The sequence below is a fragment of the Salmonella sp. 32120201201600049SM genome (genome assembly GCF_017572835.1).
GTDB lineage: Bacteria > Pseudomonadota > Gammaproteobacteria > Enterobacterales > Enterobacteriaceae > Salmonella > Salmonella enterica.
On sequence record NZ_JAGESA010000001.1, the window covers coordinates 695,464 to 719,730 of the forward strand.

At 50.0% G+C, this 24,267-nt stretch carries 24 protein-coding genes, 1 tRNA gene and 2 other RNA genes; 14 read left to right on the forward strand and 13 right to left on the reverse strand.

Translation table 11 applies throughout. The features are described 5' to 3' along the window. Positions 1-130 precede the first annotated feature (130 nt). The 4 genes from J4650_RS03450 to yciA all read left to right on the forward strand — a co-directional run bounded on the left by J4650_RS03450 (position 131) and on the right by yciA (position 2,462). Positions 131-535, forward strand: coding sequence for a YkgJ family cysteine cluster protein (locus J4650_RS03450; protein WP_000114955.1), 405 nt, complete (start codon positions 131-133; stop codon positions 533-535). A 25-nt stretch (positions 536-560) separates the two neighbouring features. After that, positions 561-1,304, forward strand: a complete 744-nt coding sequence (locus J4650_RS03455) for a YciC family protein (RefSeq protein WP_000028507.1) — start codon at positions 561-563, stop codon at positions 1,302-1,304. Between the two features lie 56 nt (positions 1,305-1,360). Then, positions 1,361-1,900, forward strand: a complete 540-nt coding sequence (locus tag J4650_RS03460) for a septation protein A (RefSeq protein ID WP_000808682.1) — start codon at positions 1,361-1,363, stop codon at positions 1,898-1,900. A 160-nt stretch (positions 1,901-2,060) separates the two neighbouring features. Then, the gene (gene yciA / locus J4650_RS03465) at positions 2,061-2,462 is read left to right on the forward strand and encodes an acyl-CoA thioester hydrolase YciA (RefSeq protein WP_000210317.1); all 402 of its coding nucleotides are present in this window, start codon (positions 2,061-2,063) and stop codon (positions 2,460-2,462) included. A 59-nt stretch (positions 2,463-2,521) separates the two neighbouring features. Here yciA and tonB read toward each other — a convergent pair whose 3' ends face one another. Continuing rightward, positions 2,522-3,244 (reverse strand): TonB system transport protein TonB, encoded by a 723-nt coding sequence (gene tonB / locus J4650_RS03470; protein ID WP_001532427.1) that lies wholly within the window; start codon positions 3,242-3,244, stop codon positions 2,522-2,524. Between the two features lie 223 nt (positions 3,245-3,467). Here tonB and J4650_RS03475 point away from each other — a divergent pair, with 223 nt between their 5' ends. After that, positions 3,468-3,764, forward strand: coding sequence for a YciI family protein (locus tag J4650_RS03475; protein ID WP_000967605.1), 297 nt, complete (start codon positions 3,468-3,470; stop codon positions 3,762-3,764). Between the two features lie 43 nt (positions 3,765-3,807). Here J4650_RS03475 and J4650_RS03480 read toward each other — a convergent pair whose 3' ends face one another. Next, positions 3,808-3,981 (reverse strand): YciY family protein, encoded by a 174-nt coding sequence (locus J4650_RS03480; RefSeq protein ID WP_001531561.1) that lies wholly within the window; start codon positions 3,979-3,981, stop codon positions 3,808-3,810. A 142-nt stretch (positions 3,982-4,123) separates the two neighbouring features. On the opposite strand from J4650_RS03480, the gene cls reads away from it, so the two are divergent. Together cls and J4650_RS03490 are read left to right on the forward strand one after the other, a co-directional pair. Continuing rightward, positions 4,124-5,584: a cardiolipin synthase gene (gene cls / locus J4650_RS03485; RefSeq protein ID WP_000206886.1), complete on the forward strand. Its 1,461-nt coding sequence runs from the start codon at positions 4,124-4,126 to the stop codon at positions 5,582-5,584. 33 nt (positions 5,585-5,617) lie between these two features. After that, the gene (locus tag J4650_RS03490; RefSeq protein WP_000425070.1) at positions 5,618-5,947 is read left to right on the forward strand and encodes an HI1450 family dsDNA-mimic protein; all 330 of its coding nucleotides are present in this window, start codon (positions 5,618-5,620) and stop codon (positions 5,945-5,947) included. 47 nt (positions 5,948-5,994) lie between these two features. Here the strand turns inward: J4650_RS03490 and J4650_RS03495 are convergent, their stop codons facing one another. The 7 genes from J4650_RS03495 to J4650_RS03525 form a co-directional block, all read right to left on the reverse strand. Then, positions 5,995-6,831, reverse strand: a complete 837-nt coding sequence (locus J4650_RS03495; RefSeq protein ID WP_000059074.1) for an ion transporter — start codon at positions 6,829-6,831, stop codon at positions 5,995-5,997. Between the two features lie 47 nt (positions 6,832-6,878). Beyond that, the gene (gene oppF / locus J4650_RS03500) at positions 6,879-7,883 is read right to left on the reverse strand and encodes a murein tripeptide/oligopeptide ABC transporter ATP-binding protein OppF (protein WP_000994698.1); all 1,005 of its coding nucleotides are present in this window, start codon (positions 7,881-7,883) and stop codon (positions 6,879-6,881) included. Then, a complete protein-coding gene (locus tag J4650_RS03505; RefSeq protein WP_000058857.1) occupies positions 7,880-8,887 on the reverse strand; it encodes an ABC transporter ATP-binding protein in 1,008 nt (335 codons plus the stop codon). Before J4650_RS03505 ends, oppF begins: the two co-directional genes overlap by 4 nt. A gap of 11 nt (positions 8,888-8,898) precedes the next feature. Next, positions 8,899-9,807 carry an oligopeptide ABC transporter permease OppC gene (gene oppC, locus J4650_RS03510; protein ID WP_000979653.1) on the reverse strand — a complete coding sequence of 303 codons (909 nt, stop codon included), beginning with the start codon at positions 9,805-9,807 and terminating at the stop codon, positions 8,899-8,901. 14 nt (positions 9,808-9,821) lie between these two features. Continuing rightward, positions 9,822-10,742, reverse strand: a complete 921-nt coding sequence (oppB, locus tag J4650_RS03515; RefSeq protein WP_000911097.1) for an oligopeptide ABC transporter permease OppB — start codon at positions 10,740-10,742, stop codon at positions 9,822-9,824. A 121-nt stretch (positions 10,743-10,863) separates the two neighbouring features. After that, positions 10,864-12,495, reverse strand: a complete 1,632-nt coding sequence (gene oppA / locus J4650_RS03520) for an oligopeptide ABC transporter substrate-binding protein OppA (protein WP_023182233.1) — start codon at positions 12,493-12,495, stop codon at positions 10,864-10,866. Positions 12,496-13,258: 763 nt separating this feature from the next. Next, on the reverse strand, positions 13,259-13,906 hold the full coding sequence (locus J4650_RS03525; RefSeq protein WP_000615840.1) for a YchE family NAAT transporter: 648 nt from the start codon (positions 13,904-13,906) through the stop codon (positions 13,259-13,261). Between the two features lie 476 nt (positions 13,907-14,382). Between J4650_RS03525 and adhE the strand changes: the two genes are divergently transcribed. Next, entirely contained in the window at positions 14,383-17,061 is a 2,679-nt protein-coding gene (gene adhE / locus J4650_RS03530) for a bifunctional acetaldehyde-CoA/alcohol dehydrogenase (protein ID WP_000301678.1), read from the forward strand. Between the two features lie 195 nt (positions 17,062-17,256). Here adhE and tdk read toward each other — a convergent pair whose 3' ends face one another. Further along, positions 17,257-17,874 carry a thymidine kinase gene (tdk, locus tag J4650_RS03535; RefSeq protein WP_000068097.1) on the reverse strand — a complete coding sequence of 206 codons (618 nt, stop codon included), beginning with the start codon at positions 17,872-17,874 and terminating at the stop codon, positions 17,257-17,259. Between the two features lie 662 nt (positions 17,875-18,536). On the opposite strand from tdk, the gene hns reads away from it, so the two are divergent. Beyond that, the gene (gene hns, locus J4650_RS03540) at positions 18,537-18,950 is read left to right on the forward strand and encodes a histone-like nucleoid-structuring protein H-NS (RefSeq protein ID WP_001287383.1); all 414 of its coding nucleotides are present in this window, start codon (positions 18,537-18,539) and stop codon (positions 18,948-18,950) included. Positions 18,951-19,081: 131 nt separating this feature from the next. Here the strand turns inward: hns and galU are convergent, their stop codons facing one another. The 3 genes from galU to rssA all read right to left on the reverse strand — a co-directional run bounded on the left by galU (position 19,082) and on the right by rssA (position 22,202). Next, positions 19,082-19,990 (reverse strand): UTP--glucose-1-phosphate uridylyltransferase GalU, encoded by a 909-nt coding sequence (gene galU, locus J4650_RS03545; RefSeq protein WP_000729450.1) that lies wholly within the window; start codon positions 19,988-19,990, stop codon positions 19,082-19,084. A gap of 202 nt (positions 19,991-20,192) precedes the next feature. Further along, on the reverse strand, positions 20,193-21,206 hold the full coding sequence (rssB, locus tag J4650_RS03550; protein ID WP_000193432.1) for a two-component system response regulator RssB: 1,014 nt from the start codon (positions 21,204-21,206) through the stop codon (positions 20,193-20,195). A gap of 90 nt (positions 21,207-21,296) precedes the next feature. Beyond that, positions 21,297-22,202: a patatin-like phospholipase RssA gene (rssA, locus tag J4650_RS03555; protein ID WP_001230575.1), complete on the reverse strand. Its 906-nt coding sequence runs from the start codon at positions 22,200-22,202 to the stop codon at positions 21,297-21,299. 110 nt (positions 22,203-22,312) lie between these two features. Between rssA and J4650_RS03560 the strand changes: the two genes are divergently transcribed. The 5 genes from J4650_RS03560 (at position 22,313) to J4650_RS03580 (ending at position 24,259) form a co-directional block, all read left to right on the forward strand. Then, the gene (locus tag J4650_RS03560; protein WP_001540172.1) at positions 22,313-22,771 is read left to right on the forward strand and encodes a YchJ family protein; all 459 of its coding nucleotides are present in this window, start codon (positions 22,313-22,315) and stop codon (positions 22,769-22,771) included. Between the two features lie 50 nt (positions 22,772-22,821). Continuing rightward, positions 22,822-23,664 carry a formyltetrahydrofolate deformylase gene (gene purU / locus J4650_RS03565; protein ID WP_001191156.1) on the forward strand — a complete coding sequence of 281 codons (843 nt, stop codon included), beginning with the start codon at positions 22,822-22,824 and terminating at the stop codon, positions 23,662-23,664. A gap of 170 nt (positions 23,665-23,834) precedes the next feature. Then, a non-coding RNA gene (locus J4650_RS03570) (RtT sRNA) lies at positions 23,835-23,976 on the forward strand. A gap of 28 nt (positions 23,977-24,004) precedes the next feature. Further along, a tRNA-Tyr gene (locus tag J4650_RS03575) sits at positions 24,005-24,089 on the forward strand. A gap of 44 nt (positions 24,090-24,133) precedes the next feature. Further along, a non-coding RNA gene (locus tag J4650_RS03580) (RtT sRNA) lies at positions 24,134-24,259 on the forward strand. Positions 24,260-24,267 lie beyond the last annotated feature (8 nt).

The following is a 24,267-nucleotide window of genomic DNA, read 5'->3' on the forward strand; positions in this document are numbered from 1 at the left end:
CCTGGCGATAAAGGCTGGCTAAGGTAATCAATGTCCCGCAATGGCGCGTGGCGTTAAGATTCGCGAACACTGCGGGACAGATTAATTTCCGTTGTAATCTATTGATACGTGAGTTTTTTGCAGGTGAATCATGAGCGTTCTTAACCCATGCATGACATGCGGTGCCTGTTGTGCCTATTTTCGTGTCTCCTTTTATTGGGCGGAAGGCGACGACGCCAGCGGACGCGTTCCGGCGTCATTAACCGAGCCTGTTACCCCTTTTTTACGTTGTATGGCCGGCACCAACCAAAAACAGCCGCACTGTAAAGCGCTAATTGGCACGCCGGGTGAAAACGTCAGTTGCGCTATTTATGAAAACCGCCCTTCAACCTGTCGCGAATTTTCGATATCGGGCGAAGGAGGCGAAGTGAATGAGGCGTGTAATCGCGCCCGCGCGCGATACGGATTACCGCCGCTTTACAAAGATATGCTTTTCCATACAACTGCTGATGCTGCCACTGTAGAGTTATCCAGGGTACAATTGCCCGCAAATTAACACCTGCAAAACTCAAGGAGAGTGCATGTCTATCACGGCGAAGTCCGTTTACCGTGACGCCGGAAATTTTTTCCGAAATCAATTTATTACTATCTTGCTGGTTTCGTTGCTGTGCGCATTTATCACGGTGGTCTTAGGTCATGCCTTTTCACCCAGCGATGCGCAAATCGCGCAACTCAGTGAAGGAGAACATCTGGCAGGCAGCGCTGGCCTGTTTGAGCTGGTACAAAATATGACGCCGGAGCAGCAACAGATCCTGTTGCGCGCCTCTGCCGCCTCGACGTTTTCCGGGCTTATCGGCAACGCTATTCTGGCCGGCGGTATCATCCTGATGATTCAGTTAGTTTCAGCGGGACATCGGGTTAGCGCGCTGCGCGCTATCGGCGCCAGCGCCCCTGCATTGCCTAAACTGTTTATTCTCATTTTTCTGACTACCCTGTTAGTGCAAATCGGTATAATGCTGATTGTCGTTCCGGGGATTATTATGGCCATTGTGCTGGCGCTTGCGCCAGTGATGTTGGTTGAAGAGAAAATGGGCGTGTTTGCCGCAATGCGCAGCAGTATGCGTTTAGCCTGGGCTAACATGAGACTGGTCGCGCCCGCGGTGATAGGCTGGTTACTGGCTAAAACATTGCTATTGCTGTTCGCGCCCAGCTTCGCTGTACTGACCCCAAATGTAGGCGCTGTACTGGCGAATACGTTGAGCAATCTGATTTCCGCAGTATTGCTTATCTACTTATTCCGCCTGTATATGTTGATTCGCCAATAATCCGCAATGCGCCGTTACGCGGCGCATTCGACGCTCGTTGATGATGGAATCGAAGAATGAAGCAGTTTCTGGATTTTTTACCGCTGGTTGTCTTTTTTGCGTTTTATAAACTTTATGACATCTATGCGGCGACCTCCGCACTGATTGTCGCGACGGCAATCGTGCTGATTTATAGCTGGGTGCGCTATCGGAAAATAGAGAAGATGGCGCTGATTACCTTTGTTCTGGTTGCCGTCTTCGGCGGTCTGACGCTCTTCTTCCATAACGATGAATTTATTAAATGGAAGGTGACGGTTATTTATGCGCTGTTCGCCGGCGCGCTGTTAATAAGCCAGTGGGTGATGAAAAAACCGTTAATCCAACGTATGTTAGGTAAAGAACTGGCGTTGCCGCAGCAGGTCTGGTCAAAGCTGAACCTGGCGTGGGCGCTGTTTTTTATTGCGTGCGGTCTGGCTAACATTTATATCGCCTTCTGGTTGCCGCAAAATATCTGGGTCAACTTTAAGGTCTTTGGACTCACGGCGCTGACGCTCATTTTTACCCTGCTGAGCGGCGTCTATATCTACCGGCATCTGCCACAGGAAGATAAATCATAACCCTCCCGTGACTTATCATCGCCAGACTGCGAACGCCTGGCGATATTTTCTTCGCCTTTACGCCCTGCGCTTTCCCGTCAGTACCTTTATTCCCACTATTCTCCACACAAAATTCATAGTAGCATCGCGGCTGTAATTTTTTCTGATAGTCGGTTTTACAATGACAACAATGGATAATACTCCTCAGGGCGAGCTGGTTTTACGTACATTGGCCATGCCTGCCGATACCAATGCGAACGGCGATATTTTTGGCGGCTGGCTGATGTCGCAAATGGATATTGGCGGCGCGATACTGGCCAAAGAGATCGCGCACGGTCGGGTTGTAACCGTACGCGTGGAAGGAATGACATTTCTGCGCCCCGTCGCGGTTGGCGATGTCGTATGCTGCTACGCGCGCTGCGTTAAACGCGGTACGACGTCTATTAGCATCAATATTGAAGTCTGGGTGAAAAAAGTCGCGTCAGAACCGATTGGACAGCGCTACAAGGCCACCGAGGCGCTGTTTATTTATGTTGCCGTCGATCCGGACGGTAAACCTCGCCCGCTCCCGGTTCAGGGTTAAGTATACCCACTTACGCCGCCAGCAGGTGATGGTATATTCCTGGCTGGCGGCGCCAGAGATTACTCAATCTGCGCCGTACCGTTCAGACGGAAGATAATATTGACCACCAGCCCGGAACCCGGCTTGCCTGCTTCATAGCGCCATTTTCGCATCGCATTCTTAACTTCACGCTCAAACATATTGGCTGGCTGCGCGGATAGAATCTGTACATTTTCCACTCGCCCAGCAGCGGTCACGTCAAACTTCACCTTTACGCGGCCTTCAATACGTAACGCCTGTGCTCGCGCCGGATACTGCGGCTGGTTACGGCTCAGAGCGCGAGGTCCAGTGGGCACGCTCACCGCCGGCTTGCTGGTCGCCGATGCGGTGCTGCTTGTTGGCCGCATCGGGGCGCTATTTTCAAACGGTGAGGCAGGACGCGGTGCGGCTGGTTTGACTTCGCGCTTCGGCTGCTCTTCAACCTTTTTCACCGGTTTCGGTTTCGGCTTGGGTTTTGGTTTAGGTTTGGGTTTCTCAATCACCACGGGCGCTTCTTTAGGCGGTTCAGGGATCGGCTCTGGCTCCGGTTCGGGTTCAACCACCGGCTCCGGCGGCGGCTGAACCGCCTGGGGCGGCTCCAGGTCGGCGGGTGAAACCATTGTCACCGTGATAGGCTGCGCTGGCGCAGGCAATTCAATAACCTGATGTACCGAGGTATAGAGCAAACCTGCCACTACAGCACCATGAATGCCTACGGAAAGAAGTGTCGGCCAGGGAAAGCGACGAGGTAAATCAAGGGTCATTGAAGTCATAATCGTTTCAGTTGAAAAACCAGAGCTGAATTTTAAATGCAAATAGCAATCATATTCAATAAGGCATTGCCGATAGCGGCATTTAAAAGATGATATCGCGCAAAAACACCACACAAAATGTGCATGTTTAACAAAGTCGGTATCTTTACATTGCAGTTAAATGCCCTTTCCAATAACGTAATCAGCAACTTTTACCGATTAAGGAGCTCTACCCGTGCTGTATGTTATTTACGCTCAGGACAATGCCAACTCGCTTGAAAAACGCCTCTCGGTACGGCCCGCGCATCTGGCGCGCCTGCAACTTCTGCATGATGAAGGGCGATTATTAACTGCCGGGCCGATGCCCGCAGTGGACAGTAACGATCCTGGGGTAGCCGGATTTACCGGGTCAACGGTCATTGCTGAATTTGAATCTTTAGAAGCGGCGCAATCCTGGGCTGATGCGGACCCCTACGTCGCAGCGGGCGTCTATGCGCAGGTTTCGGTCAAACCGTATAAGAAGATCTTTTGAAAAGGATGGCCTGTTGGGCACCGCATACGGTGCCCTTTCTGGCTCACACACCGTGAATCGCAAAGAGTAATGAATTACGCTGACGATTAAAGATGCATTTCCTGATGGTATGGATACGCATATTACGGCGTGATTGCCCTTCAAGCCAACGCGCTTTACGGCGGCTCGCCTGACGTAGCATTCGCCAGCGCCCCACTTCCGTTCTACTACGCTTCATGTTTACGACTCTCACTGTAACAGAAGCGCCATTATACCCCCTCGCCGGATGCAGACCAGCGCTTTTCCCGTGTTTTTATTTGCCATGTGAATCCTGACGCGTAAACTCTTAACAACACGCTTTCTAAAGGATTTTTAAAGTTATGACAACCTTCTACACCGTGGTGAGTTGGCTGGTCATTTTGGGATATTGGGTTCTCATTGCCGGCGTCACATTACGTATTCTAATGAAACGGCGCGCAGTTCCCTCCGCAATGGCCTGGTTGTTAATCATCTATATCCTTCCGCTGGTCGGGATCATCGCCTATTTGTCCGTGGGCGAATTGCATTTAGGCAAACGTCGCGCCGAGCGTGCCCGCGCCATGTGGCCGTCTACCGCCAAATGGTTGAATGACCTCAAAGCCTGCAAACACATTTTCGCGCAAGAAAACAGTAGCGTCGCATCGTCCTTGTTTAAGCTGTGCGAACGACGTCAGGGGATTGCGGGCGTCAAAGGCAACCAGTTGCAATTGCTTACCGACTCCGATGATGTCATGCAGGCGCTTATTCGCGATATCCAACTGGCGCGGCACAATATCGAAATGGTGTTTTACATCTGGCAGCCAGGCGGCATGGCGGATCAGGTCGCTGAATCGTTAATGGCCGCTGCCCGCCGCGGCATCCACTGCCGGCTTATGCTGGACTCCGCGGGTAGCGTCGCTTTCTTCCGCAGCCCCTGGGCGGCCATGATGCGTAACGCTGGCATTGAAGTCGTAGAGGCGCTGAAGGTGAATCTGATGCGCGTCTTTTTACGCCGTATGGATCTTCGCCAGCACCGTAAAATGGTGATGATTGACAATTACATCGCCTATACCGGCAGTATGAATATGGTGGACCCGCGTTTTTTCAAACAGGATGCCGGCGTTGGACAATGGGTCGATTTGATGGCGCGGATGGAGGGGCCCGTGGCGACAGCAATGGGGATTGTTTACTCCTGCGATTGGGAAATCGAGACGGGTAAACGCATTCTGCCTCCCCCGCCGGATGTGAATATTATGCCGTTTGAGCAGGCCAGCGGGCATACCATTCATACCATTGCTTCCGGTCCTGGATTTCCGGAAGATCTCATTCACCAGGCACTATTAACCGCCACCTATGCTGCGCGCGAATATTTAATTATGACCACGCCATATTTCGTCCCCAGCGACGATCTGCTGCACGCCATTTGTACCGCTGCGCAGCGCGGCGTGGATGTCAGTATTATCCTGCCCCGTAAAAATGATTCACTGCTCGTCGGCTGGGCCAGTCGCGCCTTTTTCAGCGAGTTACTGGCGGCGGGCGTGAAAATCTATCAGTTCGAAGGCGGGCTGTTGCATACCAAAAGCGTGCTGGTCGATGGCGAACTGAGCCTGGTCGGTACCGTGAATCTCGACATGCGTAGCCTGTGGCTTAATTTCGAGATTACGCTGGTCATTGATGATACGGGTTTCGGCGCCGATCTGGCTGCGGTACAGGACGATTATATTTCGCGCTCCCGCCTGTTAGATGCGCGTTTGTGGGTAAAACGTCCGTTATGGCAGCGTATTACCGAGCGATTGTTTTACTTCTTTAGTCCATTGCTGTAAAACGTGACCAACATGAGTAAACAGGTAGTCACTATGGAAATGGATCTGAACAATCGCCTGACTGAAGACGAAACGCTTGAGCAGGCTTACGATATTTTTCTTGAGCTGGCGGCGGATAATCTTGATCCGGCTGATATCATTCTGTTCAATTTGCAATTCGAGGAGCGCGGCGGCGCGGAGTTGTTTGATCCCGCTGAAGACTGGCAAGAGCACGTCGATTTTGACCTGAATCCAGACTTTTTTGCCGAGGTGGTAATTGGCCTGGCGGATACCGAAGACGGCGAAATTAACGACATTTTCGCCCGCGTTCTGCTGTGCCGGGAAAAGGACCACAAGCTGTGCCATATTCTCTGGCGCGAATAAGCGGTTCAGGCCGGATGGCGTCTGATTGCGCCCTCCGGCAAGCCTGTTTAATCCGGTAGCTTACTGCCGCATCGGTTACAATATTGCGCGCTATGTTCATGCTGGCTTTGCTGGCACTGCGGACATTTTCGCTGCCAGTGACGTTTTTGAAACGCGCTGCTCATGTGCGTGGTAATCAGTCCTGTAGGAATCGCAATCACCGAATAACCAATCAAAATAAGCACCGACGCGACAATACGTCCCAGCGGCGTATGCGGCGTAATATCACCGTACCCCACGGTTGTGACTGTCACTATCGCCCAATACACCGAGGCATTAAGCGTCGTGAAGCCATATTTCGGTCCTTCAATAAGATACATCAGGGCACCGAAAATAATCATCACGATCGCAATAAATGAATAGAACAGAATAAGCTGATGACGCGCGCTAATAATGGCGCTCCAGAATACGCGCAGGGATGGCATAAAGCGTAGCAGTTTAAGAATACGCAGCACGCGAATCGCTCGCATAGCACGCCAGGCAAACATATAGTTCAGGCTAATTTCCGGCCACAGCCACATGACGTACAGCGGCAAAATCGTCACCAGATCAATAAATCCCCAGAAACTAAAAACGTATTTTGCCGGTTCGGGCCAGCTAAACAGTCTGAGCAAGTATTCACCGGTAAATATCAGGGTAACGCACAGCTCCAGCCAGACAAAAATATGCCATTCATCAAATGTCAGGTGATATTCCGTTCCTACGCCTGATTCAACAAAAATGACCAGTACGCTAAGCAGCGCAAACAGCGCGCATAACCCTTCAAAACGGCGACCTGAGCGCGTAGTCAAATCGAACAGATTATGATAAAGACGACGGCGAACCGACGACAAAGAAAGTGACACGGTAACCTCACCTAAAAGAAGGGCTGACGAATTGTCAGCCCTTGCGATTATAACGGGTCTACTTTAAGGCAGGAAACGGCATGGCGAAAACTCCCTTCCAGCACCGGTCGCGTTTGCGCGCATTCTGGCCCGGCTAGCGGACAGCGTGTACGGAACACGCAGCCGGAAGGCGGGTTAATGGGCGAAGGTAATTCGCCCTCCAGCAATTGTATCTTCTTATTTCGCTCCAGATCGGGATCGGGAATCGGTACCGCCGACATCAGCGCTTTGGTATAAGGATGCAGTGGATTATGGTACACCTCATCATAGGTGCCCAATTCTACTGCATGACCGAGATACATCACCAGGACACGATCGGATATGTGCTTTACGACCGCCAGATCGTGCGCAATAAAAATCAACGACAGCCCCATCTCTCGCTGTAACTGCTGGAGCAAATTCACCACCTGCGCCTGAATAGAAACGTCCAGCGCCGACACCGGCTCATCGCAAATAATAAGCTTAGGTTCCAGGATCAACGCCCGGGCGATACCGATGCGCTGGCACTGCCCCCCGGAAAATTCATGGGGATAACGGTTGATGAGATTCGGCAGCAGCCCCACTTTCAGCATCATGGCTTTCACGCGGTCACGCACGTCCTGGCGCGAAAGTTTAGGATGATAAGTGCGCAGCGGTTCAGCGATAATTTCGCCAATTGTCATTCGCGGATTGAGTGACGCCAGCGGGTCCTGGAAAATCATCTGGATATCGCTGCGCACCTCGCGCCACTCATCCGCTTTCATGCCCAACAGATCTTTTCCCAGCCAGGCGACTTTACCGTCTGTCGCCTTCACCAGACCAATAATGGCGCGCGCAAACGTCGACTTGCCGCAGCCGGATTCGCCCACCACGCCCAGCGTTTCGCCTTCATACAGGCGTAGCGTAACGCCGTCCACCGCTTTCAGGGTTTTCGGCGGTTGCCAGAACCACTGCTTCCCTTCTTTGATATCAAAATGTACTTTCAGATCGGCGATTTCGAGGAGAACTTTACGTTGTTCAATCACAGCATTCATAGCAGTTCCTCCACCGGTTTAAAACAGGCGCGCAAGCGACCAGGACTGAACGCTTCAAGTGGCGGCGCATTATTGCAGATCTCCATCGCATGAGGACAACGCGGCTGGAACGGACAACCTTTAGGCAAACGCAATAAATTGGGAGGATTGCCCGGAATCGTCAGCATTTCCGCCCCCTCGCTATCCAGACGCGGCACCGCATTAAGCAGGCCTATCGAATACGGATGAACGGGCTGATAAAAGACATCGCGCGCCTTACCGTATTCCATGGTACGCCCGGCATACATTACCAGGACCTTATCGCAAATACCCGCGACCACGCCCAGATCGTGGGTAATCATGATAATGGCGGTATTAAATTCGCGCTTTAGCTCATTAAGCAAGGTCATAATCTGCGCCTGCACGGTAACATCAAGCGCGGTGGTAGGCTCATCGGCAATAAGCAGTTTCGGCCTGCACAACAGCGCCATCGCAATCATCACACGTTGACGCATTCCGCCGGAAAATTCGTGCGGGTACATTTTCATCCGTTTGCGCGCTTCCGGCATTTTTACGGCATCCAGCATTCTGACGGACTCTTCAAAAGCTTCCGCTTTGCTCATCCCTTTATGCAGCATCAGGACTTCCATTAACTGCTCCCCAACGCGCATATAAGGATTTAGCGAGGTCATCGGGTCCTGAAAAATCATCGAAATCTGTTCTGCGCGCAGCGTATTCAGTTCGCGCTCAGGTAGATTAAGAATTTCACGTCCGTTGAAGGTCGCGGAACCGCCGATTCGACCATTCGTCGCCAGCAGTCCCATTAATGCGAACGCCGTTTGCGATTTCCCCGATCCAGACTCGCCAACAATACCTAACGTTTCTCCAGCGCGAAGCGTAAAGTTCAGATCGTTGACCGCCGTCACATCGCCATCAGGCGTAGCGAACGTAACACGAAGATCGTTTACCTCCAGCAGTACATTCGCCGGTTGCGGCGCCTGAGTTGCGGTTTCTGATAAGCTCATGGCTGTACTCCTTAACGATCTTTCGGGTCGAGGGCATCACGCAGGCCATCACCAATAAAGTTAAAACAGAATAACGTCACCACGAGAAAGCCAGCCGGAAACAGCAGCAGCCACGGTGAGACTTCCATTGAATTTGCGCCATCGCTCAATAACGCTCCCCAACTGCTTAACGGTTCCTGCGTCCCAAGCCCCAGGAAACTGAGGAAAGACTCAAACAGAATCATGCTGGGCACCAGCAACGATGCATACACTACCACTACGCCCAGGACGTTAGGCACAATATGGCGGATCACAATGCTGGCGGTCGACACACCACCCACCTGCGCGGCTTCGATGAACTCTTTACGTTTAAGACTTAGGGTTTGGCCACGCACGATACGCGCCATATCAAGCCAGGAGACCATGCCGATGGCGACGAAAATCAACAGAATGTTCTGCCCAAAAAACGTCACCAGCAAAATCACAAAGAACATAAACGGGAACGAGTTGAGGATCTCCAACAAACGCATCATCACAGAATCAATTTTGCCGCCCAGATAGCCGGACAGCGAGCCATACAGCGTTCCGACAATGACCGCCACCAGCGCGGCGGCAATCCCGACCATTAATGAGATACGCCCGCCGATGGCAACGCGCACCAACAGATCGCGCCCGGAAGAGTCAGTGCCGAAATAGTGACCGGACGCCATATCCGGCGCGCTGGACATCATGCCCCAGTCGGTATCGAAATAGGTAAATTGCGACAGCATAGGCGCCACTGTCACGAACAGGGCTATCAGAAACAGGACAATAAGACTGGCCACCGCCGCACGGTTATGCATAAAGCGCCGACGGGCATCTTGCCAAAGGCTGCGACCTTCCACCTCCAGCTTTTCACTGAAATTTTCCAGCGTCTCGCTGTTTTTCTTACTTAACATCATCGCGAGCTCCAGTATCAATAGCGAATTTTCGGGTCGATAACGGCATAGAGCACATCGACAATGGCGTTAAATAATATGGTCAGCGCCCCGACTAGAATGGTCAAACTTAACACCAGCGAGTAATCGCGGTTGAGCGCGCCATTAACGAAAAGCTGCCCAATGCCCGGTAAGCCATAAATCGTTTCGATCACCATTGAGCCGGTAATAATGCCGACAAAGGCTGGCCCCATATAGGATAAAACCGGCAGCAGCGCAGGTTTTAACGCATGGCGGAAGATGATTCTGCGCATCGGTAATCCTTTTGCCCGCGCGGTACGAATAAAGTTCGAATGCAGAACTTCAATCATTGAGCCGCGCGTAATACGAGCGATGCTGGCAATATAGGCCAGTGAAAGCGCGACCATCGGCAGGATCATAAATTTTAACGCCCCGCCGTTCCAGCCGCCGCCAGGCAGCCATTGCAAGGTTATTGCAAAGACCATCACCAGTAGCGGCGCTACCACAAAACTGGGGATAACGACGCCGGTCATGGCAAATCCCATCACCGTATAATCCCATCGCGTATTTTGCTTTAGCGCGGCAATCACTCCAGCACTGACACCAATAATGACCGCCAGCAAAAAAGCGGCAGCGCCAAGTTTCGCCGAAACGGGGAAGCTGGCGGCAACCAGATCGTTGACCGTGTAATCTTTGTATTTAAACGATGGTCCAAAATCGCCATGCGCCAGCTGCTTCAGGTAGCTGAAGTACTGCGTCATGATGGGATCGTTCAGATGATATTTTGCTTCAATATTGGCCAGCACTTCCGGCGGCAATGCGCGCTCGCCGGTAAAAGGGCTACCCGGCGCGAGGCGCATCATAAAGAAAGAGATGGTAATAAGAATAAACAGCGTCGGAATCGCTTCCAGACAGCGGCGTAAAATAAATTTCAACATTGCCCGTACCTTCTGGCCTGTGCCTTTACTTCCCGGACGTGACAAAAGATCCGCCAGGGAAAGTTATAGTGCGATGAAAAAAGACACCATGGGACAACCGCAGTTGTCCCATGTCTTGCCATTAATGTTTGATAATATATAAGTTTTTCACATAAATATTATCCAGCGGGTCTTTACCGGTATACCCGCCCACCCAGGGTTTCACCAGGCGCGCGTTAACGTAGTAATACACCGGCACAATAGCCGAGTCTTTATCTAACTGCTGCTCCGCTTTAGCGTAGAGTTCGCTGCGCTGTGTATCGTCCGCCACTTTCAGCGTGTCGGCAATCAGCTTATCAAACGCCGGGCTCTTATAATGCGCGGTGTTATTTGAACTGTCGGACAACATAGTATTCAGGAATGAAGTCGGTTCATTATAATCTGCGCACCACCCGGCTCTGGCGACATCAAATGTGCCCTGATGACGGGTATCCAGGAAGGTTTTCCATTCCTGATTCTCCAGATTCACATTGACGCCCAGATTTTTCTTCCAGATAGACGCCACGGCAATGGCCAGTTTTTTATGCAGATCGGAGGTGTTATACAGCAGGTCGAATGTTAAGGGCTTATCCGCCGTAAAGCCGGCTTCAGCCAACAATTTCTTCGCTTCTTCATTACGCTTTTGCTGGGACCATTTGAACCACTCAGGCTCTACCAGTTTTGCGCCATCGGTATACGGCGGCGTGTAGCTATAAGCGGGTAAATCGCCCTGATTTTTAACCTTATTAACAATAATGTCGCGATCTAACGCCAGTTTCAGCGCGGTACGCACGCGGACATCGTTAAACGGCGCTTTTTGATTATTAATTTCGTAATAATAGGTACACAAATAAGGGTCTACGCGGACTTCATTCGGGATCTCTTTTTTCAGTTTCTGGAATAATTCGATCGGCATATTGTTATAAGTCATATCGATCTCGCCGCTGCGGTAGCGGTTGACATCCGTCACCTCCGAAGAGATCGGCAAATAAGTCACCTGATTGATGACGGTTTTGGCGTTATCCCAGTATTGCGGGTTACGCTCCAGCACGATACGTTCGTTCACCACCCAGTTTTTTAACTTATAAGCGCCGTTAGTGACAATATTGGCTGGTTGCGTCCATTTATCGCCAAATTTTTCGACCGCTGATTTCGGTACAGGAGACACTGAAGGGTGGACCAACAATTTGTAGAAATAAGGCACCGGCTCACTTAAGGTCACTTCAAAGGTGTGATCATCAAGCGCTTTTACCCCCAGATCGGTGGCGGGTTTTTTACCGGCGATAATGTCATCGATATTAACGATATGACCGTATTGCAGATAGCTGGCGTACGGCGATGCCGTATTAGGATCGGCCAGGCGTTGCCAGCTATAAACGAAATCATGGGCGGTGACGGGCGTACCATCTGACCATTTCGCATTTTCACGTAGATGGAATGTCCAGACTTTAAAATCTTTATTTTCCCATTTTTCCGCGACGCCCGGTGAAGGATGCCCCTCGACATCACTAATTAATAAGCCTTCGAAGAGGTCACGACTGACGTTCGATTCCGGCACGCCTTCAATTTTATGCGGGTCGAGAGACTGCACTTCTGATCCATTATTACGTACCAACGTTTGCTTGTCGGCTAACTGAACGCCGGCGGGCACGTCTGCCGCAGTCGCGGCGCTGGCGGCGATGAGCGCAGTGAGTATTCCCGCTGCAATCAAACTTTTTTTCGTGATGTTAGACATTGTGTTTGTACTCCACTCATTATAATTACTGGTTTTTACCAGCCTGTTTAATCCCGTCAGGGTTCCTGTACAGCACTGGTGGTGTACTGCCAGGTCTGTCACTGCTTTTGCTATCACCGACTTTATTTATTCTGACGATTCGTTCGATCGCCTTTCGTCGATTCGGTATACGACGTACCTGCCCACGTCGCATGTTATTTCTGACAACCATCTAAATGAAAATAGTTATCAACGATGTGAAATCTTCTGCAAAATGTTTGGCCGAAAAGTATCAAATGCGTTTCTGAACCGCCAATTCATTTTACAATTTTGTTAACCAATTCTCTTTTATGGAAAATTTCCTGCCCAGAAAAACAGTTAAGGAATGTTAAAAAGCTTTAATTTATTCTTTATAATCAATAATTTGAAAGAAAATCGTCTCGCTGTCACATCGTAGGATATACCTGCGCCAGAAAACACACACAAATTTAACAAATGCTCATTATTTAGCACATTCATCTACGATGGAGCTGAAACAACTAATAACATTTCAATAATCCTTCATCAAGCCCCAGAGTATGGTGTGAATAAAATAACAGACCTACCGCTTCTCACGGACTCAGTAATGTTGATAATAGTTTGATTAATAAAAATAAATATCGTTAGATTATATTAGTATTTTTTATCATTTAAACGCTGAATGCTTATCAAAGTAAGAAGTGTTACGTGGGAATGTCACAAGGCGGCCCCTTAGGGCGCCGCCTGTAAATCAGCAGGTGGGAGTTTAGTTGAGCAAGCCGGGGAAAATGCCTTTTATTCCTGTGACAATAAATTCGATGCCGAGCGCCATTAACAACAACCCCATGATTCGGGTAATAACGTTGATACCGGTTTGCCCCAGCAAACGAACCAGCCACGGCGCCATACGGAACACGCCCCAGCAGCAAAGCGCAAAAAGCGCAATGGCAACTGAAAAGCCAAGCAAATGCGCGATGCTGTGATAACGCGTCCCCCAGACGATAGTGGAGCTAATCGCCCCTGGCCCCGCCATTAACGGCAGCGCTAACGGCACAACGCCAATGCTCTCGCGTATGGCCGTCTCTGACTTTTCTTGCTTGTTTTGTTTATCTTCCCCCAGCTTCCCGCTGATCATCGACATTGCAATGGTGACAACCAGGATACCGCCCGCAATTCTGAACGAGTCAATAGAAATACCAAACAGCTGCAGGATGCCATCGCCGAGGAATAAGGAACTCCACAAGATAATCGCAACCGACAGATTCGCGGTGAGGTTAGTTTTATTACGCGCTGTGGCCGTCTGGTAGCTGGTCATGCTGATGAAAACGGGGATAATCCCCACCGGGTTAACCAGCGCAAAGAGCCCGATAAAGAACTTAAAGTAAACAGGAAAATCAAAAAGCGGTTGAATCACGGTTAGCTCCGAAGCGTTAGCCGGATGAAGTCAATTTTCGTTAATGATCAAAACGCGCAGAAGATACGCCTTTTATTCGCATAGTTCACCTCTTATCTACACCTAATTTCATCCATTCATCACTGTTATTTATATGTACTCGTTATGCTAATCCACTTACTCTTCATGACAACGATTTCTTAACAATTTACATAAAAGGCTAAAATGGCCTGCTGAAAGGTGTCAGCTTTGCGTAATCTTGATTTAGATCACACAATCGCTACTCAGAAGTGAGTAATCTTGCTTACGCCACCTGGACGTAACGCGTTAGAGTTAAATGATACTAACGCAGAAGCTCTTTTAGTAAATCAGAGCGAAACGGACGTTAAGTAACCACCTGAATTTCAGGCATTTATACAAAGTATCGTCGATCTGTCTATACTCACGTATCGCGCAGATGATTTACTAAAAAAGTTTAACATTATCAGGAGAGCATTATGGCTGTTACTAATGTCGCTGAACTTAACGCACTCGTAGAGCGTGTAAAAAAAGCCCAGCGTGAATATGCCAGTTTCACTCAAGAACAGGTCGACAAAATCTTCCGCGCCGCCGCTCTGGCTGCCGCTGATGCCCGCATTCCGCTGGCCAAAATGGCCGTCGCCGAATCCGGTATGGGTATCGTGGAAGACAAAGTGATTAAAAACCACTTCGCTTCTGAATATATTTACAACGCCTATAAAGATGAAAAAACCTGCGGCGTGCTGTCTGAAGACGACACCTTCGGGACCATCACCATTGCTGAACCTATCGGCATTATTTGCGGTATCGTTCCAACCACTAACCCAACCTCTACCGCGATCTTCAAATCGCTGATTAGCCTGAAGACCCGTAACGCCATCATCTTTTCTCCGCATCCGCGCGCTAAAGAAGCAACCAACAAAGCGGCAGACATCGTTCTGCAAGCGGCTATCGCTGCCGGCGCGCCGAAAGATCTGATTGGCTGGATCGATCAACCTTCCGTAGAACTGTCTAACGCGTTGATGCACCACCCGGATATTAACCTGATCCTCGCCACTGGCGGTCCAGGCATGGTTAAAGCTGCATACAGCTCCGGTAAACCGGCTATCGGCGTAGGCGCAGGCAACACTCCGGTTGTCATTGATGAAACCGCTGATATCAAACGCGCTGTGGCGTCTGTTCTGATGTCTAAAACCTTTGATAACGGCGTAATCTGTGCTTCTGAACAGTCTGTTGTCGTTGTTGATTCCGTCTATGATGCCGTTCGCGAACGTTTCGCCAGCCACGGCGGCTACATGCTGCAGGGCCAGGAGCTGAAAGCGGTTCAAAACGTTATCCTGAAAAATGGCGCTCTGAACGCTGCTATCGTCGGTCAGCCAGCCTACAAAATTGCTGAACTGGCAGGCTTCTCCGTACCAGAAACCACCAAGATTCTGATCGGTGAAGTTACGGTCGTTGATGAAAGCGAACCGTTCGCACACGAAAAACTGTCTCCGACTCTGGCGATGTACCGTGCGAAAGATTTCGAAGAAGCGGTAGAAAAAGCAGAAAAACTGGTCGCTATGGGCGGTATCGGTCACACCTCCTGCCTGTACACTGACCAGGATAACCAGCCAGAACGCGTTGCTTACTTCGGTCAGATGATGAAAACCGCGCGTATCCTGATCAATACCCCTGCTTCTCAGGGGGGTATCGGTGACCTGTACAACTTCAAACTCGCACCTTCCCTGACGTTGGGTTGTGGTTCCTGGGGTGGTAACTCCATCTCTGAAAACGTTGGTCCGAAACACCTGATCAACAAGAAAACCGTTGCTAAGCGAGCTGAAAACATGTTGTGGCACAAACTTCCGAAATCTATCTACTTCCGCCGTGGCTCTCTGCCCATCGCGCTGGATGAAGTGATTACTGATGGCCACAAACGTGCGCTCATCGTGACTGACCGCTTCCTGTTCAACAACGGCTACGCAGACCAGATCACCTCTGTTCTGAAAGCGGCTGGCGTTGAAACTGAAGTCTTCTTCGAAGTTGAAGCCGACCCGACGCTTTCCGTTGTTCGCAAAGGCGCTGAGCTGGCTAACTCCTTCAAACCAGACGTGATCATCGCGCTGGGCGGCGGTTCCCCGATGGACGCCGCGAAAATCATGTGGGTCATGTACGAACACCCGGAAACTCACTTCGAAGAACTGGCGCTGCGCTTTATGGACATCCGTAAACGTATCTACAAGTTCCCGAAAATGGGCGTGAAAGCGAAAATGATCGCCGTCACCACCACTTCCGGTACCGGTTCTGAAGTCACACCGTTTGCGGTTGTGACCGACGACGCAACCGGTCAGAAATATCCGCTGGCTGACTATGCCCTGACCCCGGATATGGCGATTGTCGACGCCAACCTGGTGATGGATATGCCGAAGTCCCTGTGTGCGTTCGGTGGTCTGGATGCGGTAACTCACGCCCTGGAAGCTTACGTTTCCGTACTGGCTTCTGAGTTCTCTGACGGTCAGGCTCTGCAGGCTCTGAAACTGCTGAAAGAAAACCTGCCGGCGTCTTACCACGAAGGTTCCAAGAACCCGGTTGCGCGTGAACGTGTTCACAGTGCAGCGACTATCGCCGGTATCGCGTTTGCCAACGCCTTCCTCGGTGTATGTCACTCCATGGCGCACAAACTGGGCTCTCAGTTCCACATTCCGCACGGTCTGGCGAACGCCCTGCTGATTTGTAACGTTATCCGCTACAACGCGAATGACAACCCGACCAAGCAGACCGCTTTCAGCCAGTACGATCGTCCGCAGGCACGCCGTCGTTACGCTGAAATTGCTGATCACCTGGGCCTGAGCGCGCCGGGCGATCGTACCGCCGCTAAGATTGAAAAACTGCTGGCATGGCTGGAAAGCATTAAAGCTGAGCTGGGTATTCCTAAGTCTATCCGTGAAGCAGGCGTACAGGAAGCTGACTTCCTGGCACACGTTGACAAACTGTCTGAAGATGCCTTCGATGACCAGTGCACCGGCGCTAACCCGCGTTATCCGCTGATCTCCGAACTGAAACAGATTCTGCTGGATACCTACTACGGTCGTGATTTCACCGAAGGTGAAGTTGCAGCGAAGAAAGACGTCGTTGCCGCACCGAAAGCAGAGAAAAAAGCGAAAAAATCCGCTTAATTCGTTATCTGCTTTAGCATGACAATAACGGCCTCAATTGAGGCCGTTTTTTGTTTTACCTGTTTATCTGATGCCTGAAGGCGCTATGCTGATCATCTGGCCTACGTGCTCACGGCACGCCCTTCGTCAGGAGGCCTGAATAATGACCTCCAAAGCGCTACAGGGCGTTTTATAAGCCGATCTTTACCTCAGGTATCATATGTGCCGATGACGCTCCTGAATCGCCGTCAGTGAGCCCTCCTCCAGCGCGTCCTTATAATGCTTACGGCAAACTGAAACGTAGCGTTCATTCCCGCCAATAACCACCTGTTCGCCTTCGTTATAAGGCCTGCCGTCCTGATCAAGGCGCAGCACCATACTGGCTTTACGACCGCAGAAACAGATAGTTTTTAATTCCACCAGCTTATCTGACCATGCCAGCAAGTATTGGCTGCCGACAAAGAGCTCCCCACGAAAGTCTGTTCGTAGCCCATAGCAAAGTACTGGAATATCTAATTTGTCGACAACCTCGGATAATTGATAAACCTGCTGGCGAGTCAAAAACTGGCTTTCGTCGACTAACACGCAATGTATTGTCTGCCGCGCGCTCTCGGCACGAATCTCTTCGAACAAGGATGTATTTTGGTTAAACAATTTTGCCGGCGACGACAAACCGATACGAGAGCTGACTTTGCCTGCGCCGAAACGATCGTCGATTTCCGCCGTATATACGACGGTACGCATCCCGCGTTCCTGATAATTGTATGAAGATTGCAGCAGTGCAGTCGACTTACCCGCATTCATTGCCGAATAGTAGAAATATAGCTGTGCCATTGGTCGCAGGACCTCACCTGAGTGAAATAAAGATTGGCGGGATTGTACCATAATTTACCGACGCGACGGCGCGGCTCGCGCTCCGGTGAGTATTAAGAATTGTACAAACATCGCTCACTATACCCAAAATAATTCGAGTTGCTTAAAGGCGGCAAGGGAGTGAGTCCCCAGGAGCATAGATAACTATGTGACTGGGGTGAGCGAGCGTAGCCAACACATAAGCAACTTGAAGTATGAAGGGTATATACACATTCCTTCACAAATTATGCCGTTAAAATTCATCAACAATGCTTATCATCACCCGCCAATATGAAAACCTTGTACTTATTGTTACCGTTACTCATACCCGGTGCAAAGTAATAGGGTTTTCTTGTAAGGAAAGCTAATACAAGAGATTGATATCTCTGCAATGAGATCGTATTTCATCATGATAAAATGTGACCTGACTCCTAAATTTTTAGCGACAGACGGTGAGTATCCCCCCTGCCAATAAGCTCTTTTTTGTGCGGCGCCTCAAGGAAAATTTAAGTTGAGATAATTAAAACGTGTGCTTAATAAAGCGTAATTTTGAATTCCTTACATTCCTGGCTATTGCACAACTGAATTTATCGCTCTATTATTAGCTCAACAAACCACCCCAATATAAGTTTGAGATTACTACAATGAGCGAAGCACTTAAAATTCTGAACAACATCCGTACTCTTCGTGCGCAGGCAAGAGAATGTACTCTGGAAACGCTTGAAGAAATGCTGGAAAAATTAGAAGTTGTCGTTAATGAGCGTCGTGAAGAAGAAAGCGCTGCTGCTGCTGAAGTGGAAGAACGCACTCGTAAACTGCAACAGTATCGTGAAATGTTAATTGCCGACGGCATTGACCCGAATGAACTGCTGAATAGCATGGCTGCCGCTAAATCCGGTACCAAAGCTAAACGCGCAGCTCGTCCGGCTAAATATAGCTATGTTGACGAAAACGGTGAAACTAAAACCTGGACTGGCCAGGGTCGTACACCGGCTGTAATCAAAAAAGCAATGGAAGAACAAGGTAAGCAACTGGAAGATTTCCTGATCAAGGAATAATTTACTTCCTGGATGCTTAAAATCCCGCCGCTGGCGGGATTTTTTTTGCCTGAGTTCTCCGCTGACGACCCCAGGCATAAAAAAAGCGCCGGATTTACCAGCGCTTCTGTTAAAAAATTTATAACGTATCGTTACTTCTTAATACCCATTTCTTCTTCAAGCCAGGCTTTAAATTCAGCACCCAGCGAATTATGACGGATGCCATATTCAACGAATGCCTGCATATATCCTAACTTATTACCACAGTCATGGCTTTTACCCTTCATGTGGTAGGCTTCAACCGTTTCTTTTTCGATCAGCATATCGATAGCATCGGTCAACTGAATTTCATCCCCGGCGCCCGGAGGGGTTTTCGCCAGCAACGCCCAGATATCCGCGCTCAACACATAACGCCCGACAATCGCAAGGTTAGACGGCGCGACATCCGCTTTTGGTTTTTCAACCACGCCAACCATCGGCACACTTTCGCCCGGCGCCAGCTCAACGCCTTTACAATCGACCACGCCGTATGCAGTCACATCTTCTACTGGCTCAACCATAATCTGGCTATTGCCGGTTTCGTCGAAACGGCGGATCATTTCAGCCAGGTTATCCTGAGACAGGTCGGACTCATATTCGTCAAGAATAACGTCTGGCAGAATAACAGCGACAGGTTCGTTTCCGACAACGGGATGCGCGCACAATACGGCATGGCCCAGGCCTTTTGCCAGCCCTTGACGTACCTGCATAATAGTGACATGCGGAGGGCAAATAGACTGAACCTCCTCCAGAAGCTGACGCTTAACGCGTTTTTCCAGCATCGCTTCCAGCTCAAAACTGGTATCAAAGTGGTTTTCAATAGAGTTTTTAGACGAGTGCGTAACAAGCACGATTTCAGTAATGCCAGCAGCGATACATTCGTTCACGACGTACTGAATTAATGGCTTATCAACCAGCGGCAGCATCTCTTTCGGGATAGCTTTGGTCGCTGGCAGCATCCTGGTTCCCAATCCCGCGACCGGGATAACGGCTTTTTTGACTTTCGAATTAAGGGCAGCCATTTAAAATTCTCCTGGACTGTTCATGTATTGAACGTGTTCATTAATCTGTATCGTGTTCCAGTATATCAGTACCAGAACAAGCCTCAGGTCCAAAAAGGACTTATATTGGTATAATTAAGACAAATACTTATAAATCTGCCGCAGATAGTAACACTCGTCGGGAAAGGCCGGTAAAGCAATTTCCGCTCACTCTTCCGTTTGGTCATTCCGCAGACAACATCAATCGCAGACGCCCTCCTGCGCCCCATATTTGACACTGCCACGAGTCGCAACGCTGGCTTAATTGGTTAAGGTAGGCGTTACCCAATGTTCCTAGCGGCACGCCGCTGCTAATTTGAACCTGATGAGCGCCCGTATTTAAGGTGGCGTTCAATCCGGCGGAGACGAGAATCAAATTTTTGAGCTCACTGTGATAGTAGCCGACAAATAGCGGGAATTGCCCAGGTAAATTGGCTTGTCTGAGCAGATGATTTACCTGTTTTAATAGCGCGCCTAACTCCGGTAAACGGTGCTTTTGTTGGCCGAGCTGATCCTGCAATAAGCCGTTAAATAGCGCCCGCAGCAACAATGCGGCTAACACGCCGTTATCGCCCGCCCGGGTGACATCCAGGCAATAAAATGCCAGTTCGTTATCAGATAGCGGCGCAATATCCAGCACCAGTCCAGGCTGATCGGCGGAGACGAGCTGCCGGTAATTAATGCGGCAATGGGAAATCACCTGCTGTACCGGGGGCTGCAATTCCTGCAACAATTGCGCTGCGGCGGTCGGATTACTCACCATTGCATCCCAGTCACGAAACAGGCGTTCTTCTTCTTCAACCCGCGAGTTAAACATATTAGGGTATAAGCAAGCGAATACGGTTTCCCGCAAGCGGTTGAGATCTTTTACCGGCTTCAGCAAGACATCTTCAACCCCAAGGCGTAACGCTTTGGCGATATCCGCCATATTTTCTGTTGCGGAAATAACCAGAATAGGCGTCTGGTCTCCGCGATTACGTAAGTTTTCTACCAGTTTGAGACCGTTCATTCTCGGCATCGCGATATCACATATCATGAGATCAGGGGTAAAACGCCCCATCAACTCCAGGGCATCCACCCCGTCGCCTGCCAATGCCGTTGTCGCTCCCAAAGAGGAAAACCACGAATCCAGAAGCGAGCGAAATACAGGCTCGTCTTCAACAATAAGAATCTGTTTTCCGACCAATGGCTGCGTCATGTTCTCTCCCCTGACTGGCTTTAATCAATAGTGGCATGGTATTGCCGCTTGCGCCTGTCAGAATTTGCTTAAGTGATCGTAAAAGGTACATTAAACGTCGGTACGCACCAAGGGTATAAGTTCGTCCATCTTTTTCTCTACGGCTAACTGACCCGCCGCAATAGCGGCATGGGCGCGATGAAAATCCAGCGTAGAGATTTGCGGACAGAATGGTTGAATGAGAATATCAGGCGGATCGCCAGCCATACGGTTACGTTTAAGACGATTTTCCAACACCTGGATGGAGGTTGTCATGATTTCCATTGCCCCAGGCGAACTCACGCCACGGCGTGAAGTCAGGCTACTGAAACGTTCTTTTAAACGCTTATGCCAGGGCAGCGCATCATCGCTCTCTTCATTGATATTCCCGACATTTACAGAGAGCAAATCTTGCTGCATGAGGTGGGCATCATGTTGCAGGTCTACCGCAATAACGATATCAGCCCCCAGCGCCCTGGTTAACGAAACAGGTACCGGATTAACGACTGCGCCATCTACCAGCCAGTAACCGTTATGTTCAACCGGAGACATCAGCCCTGGCATACTGCACGACGCGCGTACGGCAAGGTGTAGATCGCCTTCAGTAAACCATAGCTCTCGTCCCGTGCTAAGATTCGTCGCGACCGCGCCAAAACGTCTTGAACAGTGGTCAAAATCCGTGACGGGCATAATATCCCGATAGTGATTAAATACGCGTTCGCCGCGAAGCAACCCTCCTCTGCCCCAGGATACATCCATCAGGCGTAAAACATCCCAGTAGCGGAATGAACATACCCACTGTTCAAGCGCCGATAATTTATTACAGGCATACGCGGCGCCGACCAGCGAACCTATTGAGCATCCTGCAACGATATCAATATCAATGCCTGTTTGCTTGAGGGCTTTGATGACCCCAATATGAGACCATCCTCTCGCTGCGCCAGATCCCAGCGCCAGCCCTATTTTCATTTTTCTCATCGTACTTAACGACTTCCCCTGGCTTCAAGACGTAGCAACATCGCCACTGCTCAGTTAACATAATGCCACCCTGGCGTTCAACGCCGTTTTTTATATTCAGGGAGATTATTGTGTCTCAGCCTTGTCCCTGTGGTAGCGCTGACGAGTATAGCCTATGTTGTGGTCGTATTGTGTCCGGAGAACGAGTAGCACCCGATCCGTCACATCTCATGCGCTCTCGTTACTGCGCTTTTGTGATGAAAGACGCAGATTACTTAATTAAGAGCTGGCATCCAACCTGCAATGCGGCCGCGTTTCGTGATGATATCATCGCCGGATTTGCCAATACCAGGTGGCTCGGCCTGACTATTTTTGAACATACCTGGTCAGAAGCAGAAAATACAGGGTATGTTAGTTTTATCGCGCGTTTTTCCGAACAAGGGAAAACCGGGGCGATTATCGAACGTTCTCGTTTTATCAAAGAAAACGGTCAGTGGTATTATATTGACGGTACCCGCCCGCAGTTGGGTCGAAATGATCCCTGCCCGTGCGGTTCAGGCAAAAAATTTAAAAAGTGCTGCGGCCAGTGACGCCTGACAGTATCGATACAGCAAACACTCTCAACAGGATTTTTCCGGCAATGCAATCACTACAACGTAAAGTTCTGCGTACTATTTGTCCCGATCAAAAAGGCCTTATCGCGCGGATTACCAACATTTGCTATAAGCACGAGCTTAATATTGTGCAAAACAATGAATTTGTGGACCATCGCACCGGACGCTTTTTTATGCGGACCGAGCTGGAAGGCATCTTCAATGATTCCACTCTTCTGGCCGATCTGGACAGCGCCTTACCGGAAGGCTCTGTTCGTGAACTCAATCCCGCCGGACGCCGTCGGGTAGTGATTCTGGTTACTAAAGAGGCGCATTGTCTGGGCGACCTGCTGATGAAAGCCAACTATGGCGGGCTGGATGTTGAAATCGCCGCGGTCATTGGCAACCATGAAACGTTACGCTCGCTGGTTGAACGTTTTGAGATCCCTTTCGAACTGGTCAGCCATGAGGGATTAACGCGTGAAGAGCATGACACGAAGATGGCGGACGCCATTGATGCCCATCAACCGGACTATGTAGTGCTGGCCAAGTATATGCGTGTTTTGACGCCAGGTTTTGTGGCGCGCTTCCCGAACAAAATTATCAATATCCACCACTCATTCCTGCCGGCGTTTATCGGCGCGCGTCCTTATCATCAGGCCTATGAGCGCGGCGTGAAAATCATCGGCGCTACCGCGCACTATGTGAATGATAATCTGGATGAAGGCCCAATCATTATGCAGGACGTGATTCACGTCGATCACACCTACACCGCAGAAGATATGATGCGTGCCGGGCGCGACGTTGAGAAAAACGTATTAAGCCGCGCGCTGTATCAGGTTCTGGCACAGCGAGTCTTTGTTTACGGCAATCGGACGATTATTCTTTAATCGTCAGTAATATGAATTGATTAGCTTTAATCCGTTACGGATGAAAAGTACGCAAACAGTTCATTTCAGGCAAAGGAATGCTTTACAGCGGCGTGTCATTTGATATGATGCGCCCCGCTTCCCAAAAGGAAGCGGGCCAGTATTAAGCATTACCCCGTGGTGGGGTTCCCGAGCGATCATAAGGGAGCTGACTGCAAATCTGCCGTCATCGACTTCAAGGTTCGACTCGAGCAATAGTGAGAGAACGTTGCCGCAGGCAACGGCCCGAAGGGTGAGGAGCTTTAGCTCCGAATAATCCTTCCCGCTATAGAATGCAAGCAGCATAATGAATTTATCCCGTGGTGGGGTTCCCGAGCGGCCAAAGGGAGCAGACTGTAAATCTGCCGTCATCGACTTCGAAGGTTCGAATCCTTCCCCCACCACCATTATTCACTACAGCGATGTAGTTAACTCGATGAGCAATGCAGAAGTTTGCACTTGTCGGGGAAGGGTGAGAACCTTCGATTAAGGTTCGACTCGAGCGAAAGAACGTTGCCAACGGTAACGGCCCGTAGGGTGAGGAGTGAAGCGACGAATAATCCTTCCTCCACCACCATCTTCAAG

Coding starts and splice junctions, on each gene's coding strand:
- galU (WP_000729450.1), bottom strand. CDS start 19,990: ATGGCTGCCCTTAATTCGAAAGTCAAAAAAGCCGTTATCCCGGTCGCG.
- purU (WP_001191156.1), top strand. CDS start 22,822: ATGCAATCACTACAACGTAAAGTTCTGCGTACTATTTGTCCCGATCAA.
- J4650_RS03455 (WP_000028507.1), top strand. CDS start 561: ATGTCTATCACGGCGAAGTCCGTTTACCGTGACGCCGGAAATTTTTTC.
- J4650_RS03450 (WP_000114955.1), top strand. CDS start 131: ATGAGCGTTCTTAACCCATGCATGACATGCGGTGCCTGTTGTGCCTAT.
- J4650_RS03505 (WP_000058857.1), bottom strand. CDS start 8,887: ATGAGCTTATCAGAAACCGCAACTCAGGCGCCGCAACCGGCGAATGTA.
- cls (WP_000206886.1), top strand. CDS start 4,124: ATGACAACCTTCTACACCGTGGTGAGTTGGCTGGTCATTTTGGGATAT.
- oppA (WP_023182233.1), bottom strand. CDS start 12,495: ATGTCTAACATCACGAAAAAAAGTTTGATTGCAGCGGGAATACTCACT.
- hns (WP_001287383.1), top strand. CDS start 18,537: ATGAGCGAAGCACTTAAAATTCTGAACAACATCCGTACTCTTCGTGCG.
- J4650_RS03460 (WP_000808682.1), top strand. CDS start 1,361: ATGAAGCAGTTTCTGGATTTTTTACCGCTGGTTGTCTTTTTTGCGTTT.
- tdk (WP_000068097.1), bottom strand. CDS start 17,874: ATGGCACAGCTATATTTCTACTATTCGGCAATGAATGCGGGTAAGTCG.
- yciA (WP_000210317.1), top strand. CDS start 2,061: ATGACAACAATGGATAATACTCCTCAGGGCGAGCTGGTTTTACGTACA.
- oppB (WP_000911097.1), bottom strand. CDS start 10,742: ATGTTGAAATTTATTTTACGCCGCTGTCTGGAAGCGATTCCGACGCTG.
- adhE (WP_000301678.1), top strand. CDS start 14,383: ATGGCTGTTACTAATGTCGCTGAACTTAACGCACTCGTAGAGCGTGTA.
- J4650_RS03480 (WP_001531561.1), bottom strand. CDS start 3,981: ATGAAGCGTAGTAGAACGGAAGTGGGGCGCTGGCGAATGCTACGTCAG.
- rssB (WP_000193432.1), bottom strand. CDS start 21,206: ATGACGCAGCCATTGGTCGGAAAACAGATTCTTATTGTTGAAGACGAG.
- oppF (WP_000994698.1), bottom strand. CDS start 7,883: ATGAATGCTGTGATTGAACAACGTAAAGTTCTCCTCGAAATCGCCGAT.
- oppC (WP_000979653.1), bottom strand. CDS start 9,807: ATGATGTTAAGTAAGAAAAACAGCGAGACGCTGGAAAATTTCAGTGAA.
- rssA (WP_001230575.1), bottom strand. CDS start 22,202: ATGAGAAAAATGAAAATAGGGCTGGCGCTGGGATCTGGCGCAGCGAGA.
- J4650_RS03490 (WP_000425070.1), top strand. CDS start 5,618: ATGGAAATGGATCTGAACAATCGCCTGACTGAAGACGAAACGCTTGAG.
- tonB (WP_001532427.1), bottom strand. CDS start 3,244: ATGACCCTTGATTTACCTCGTCGCTTTCCCTGGCCGACACTTCTTTCC.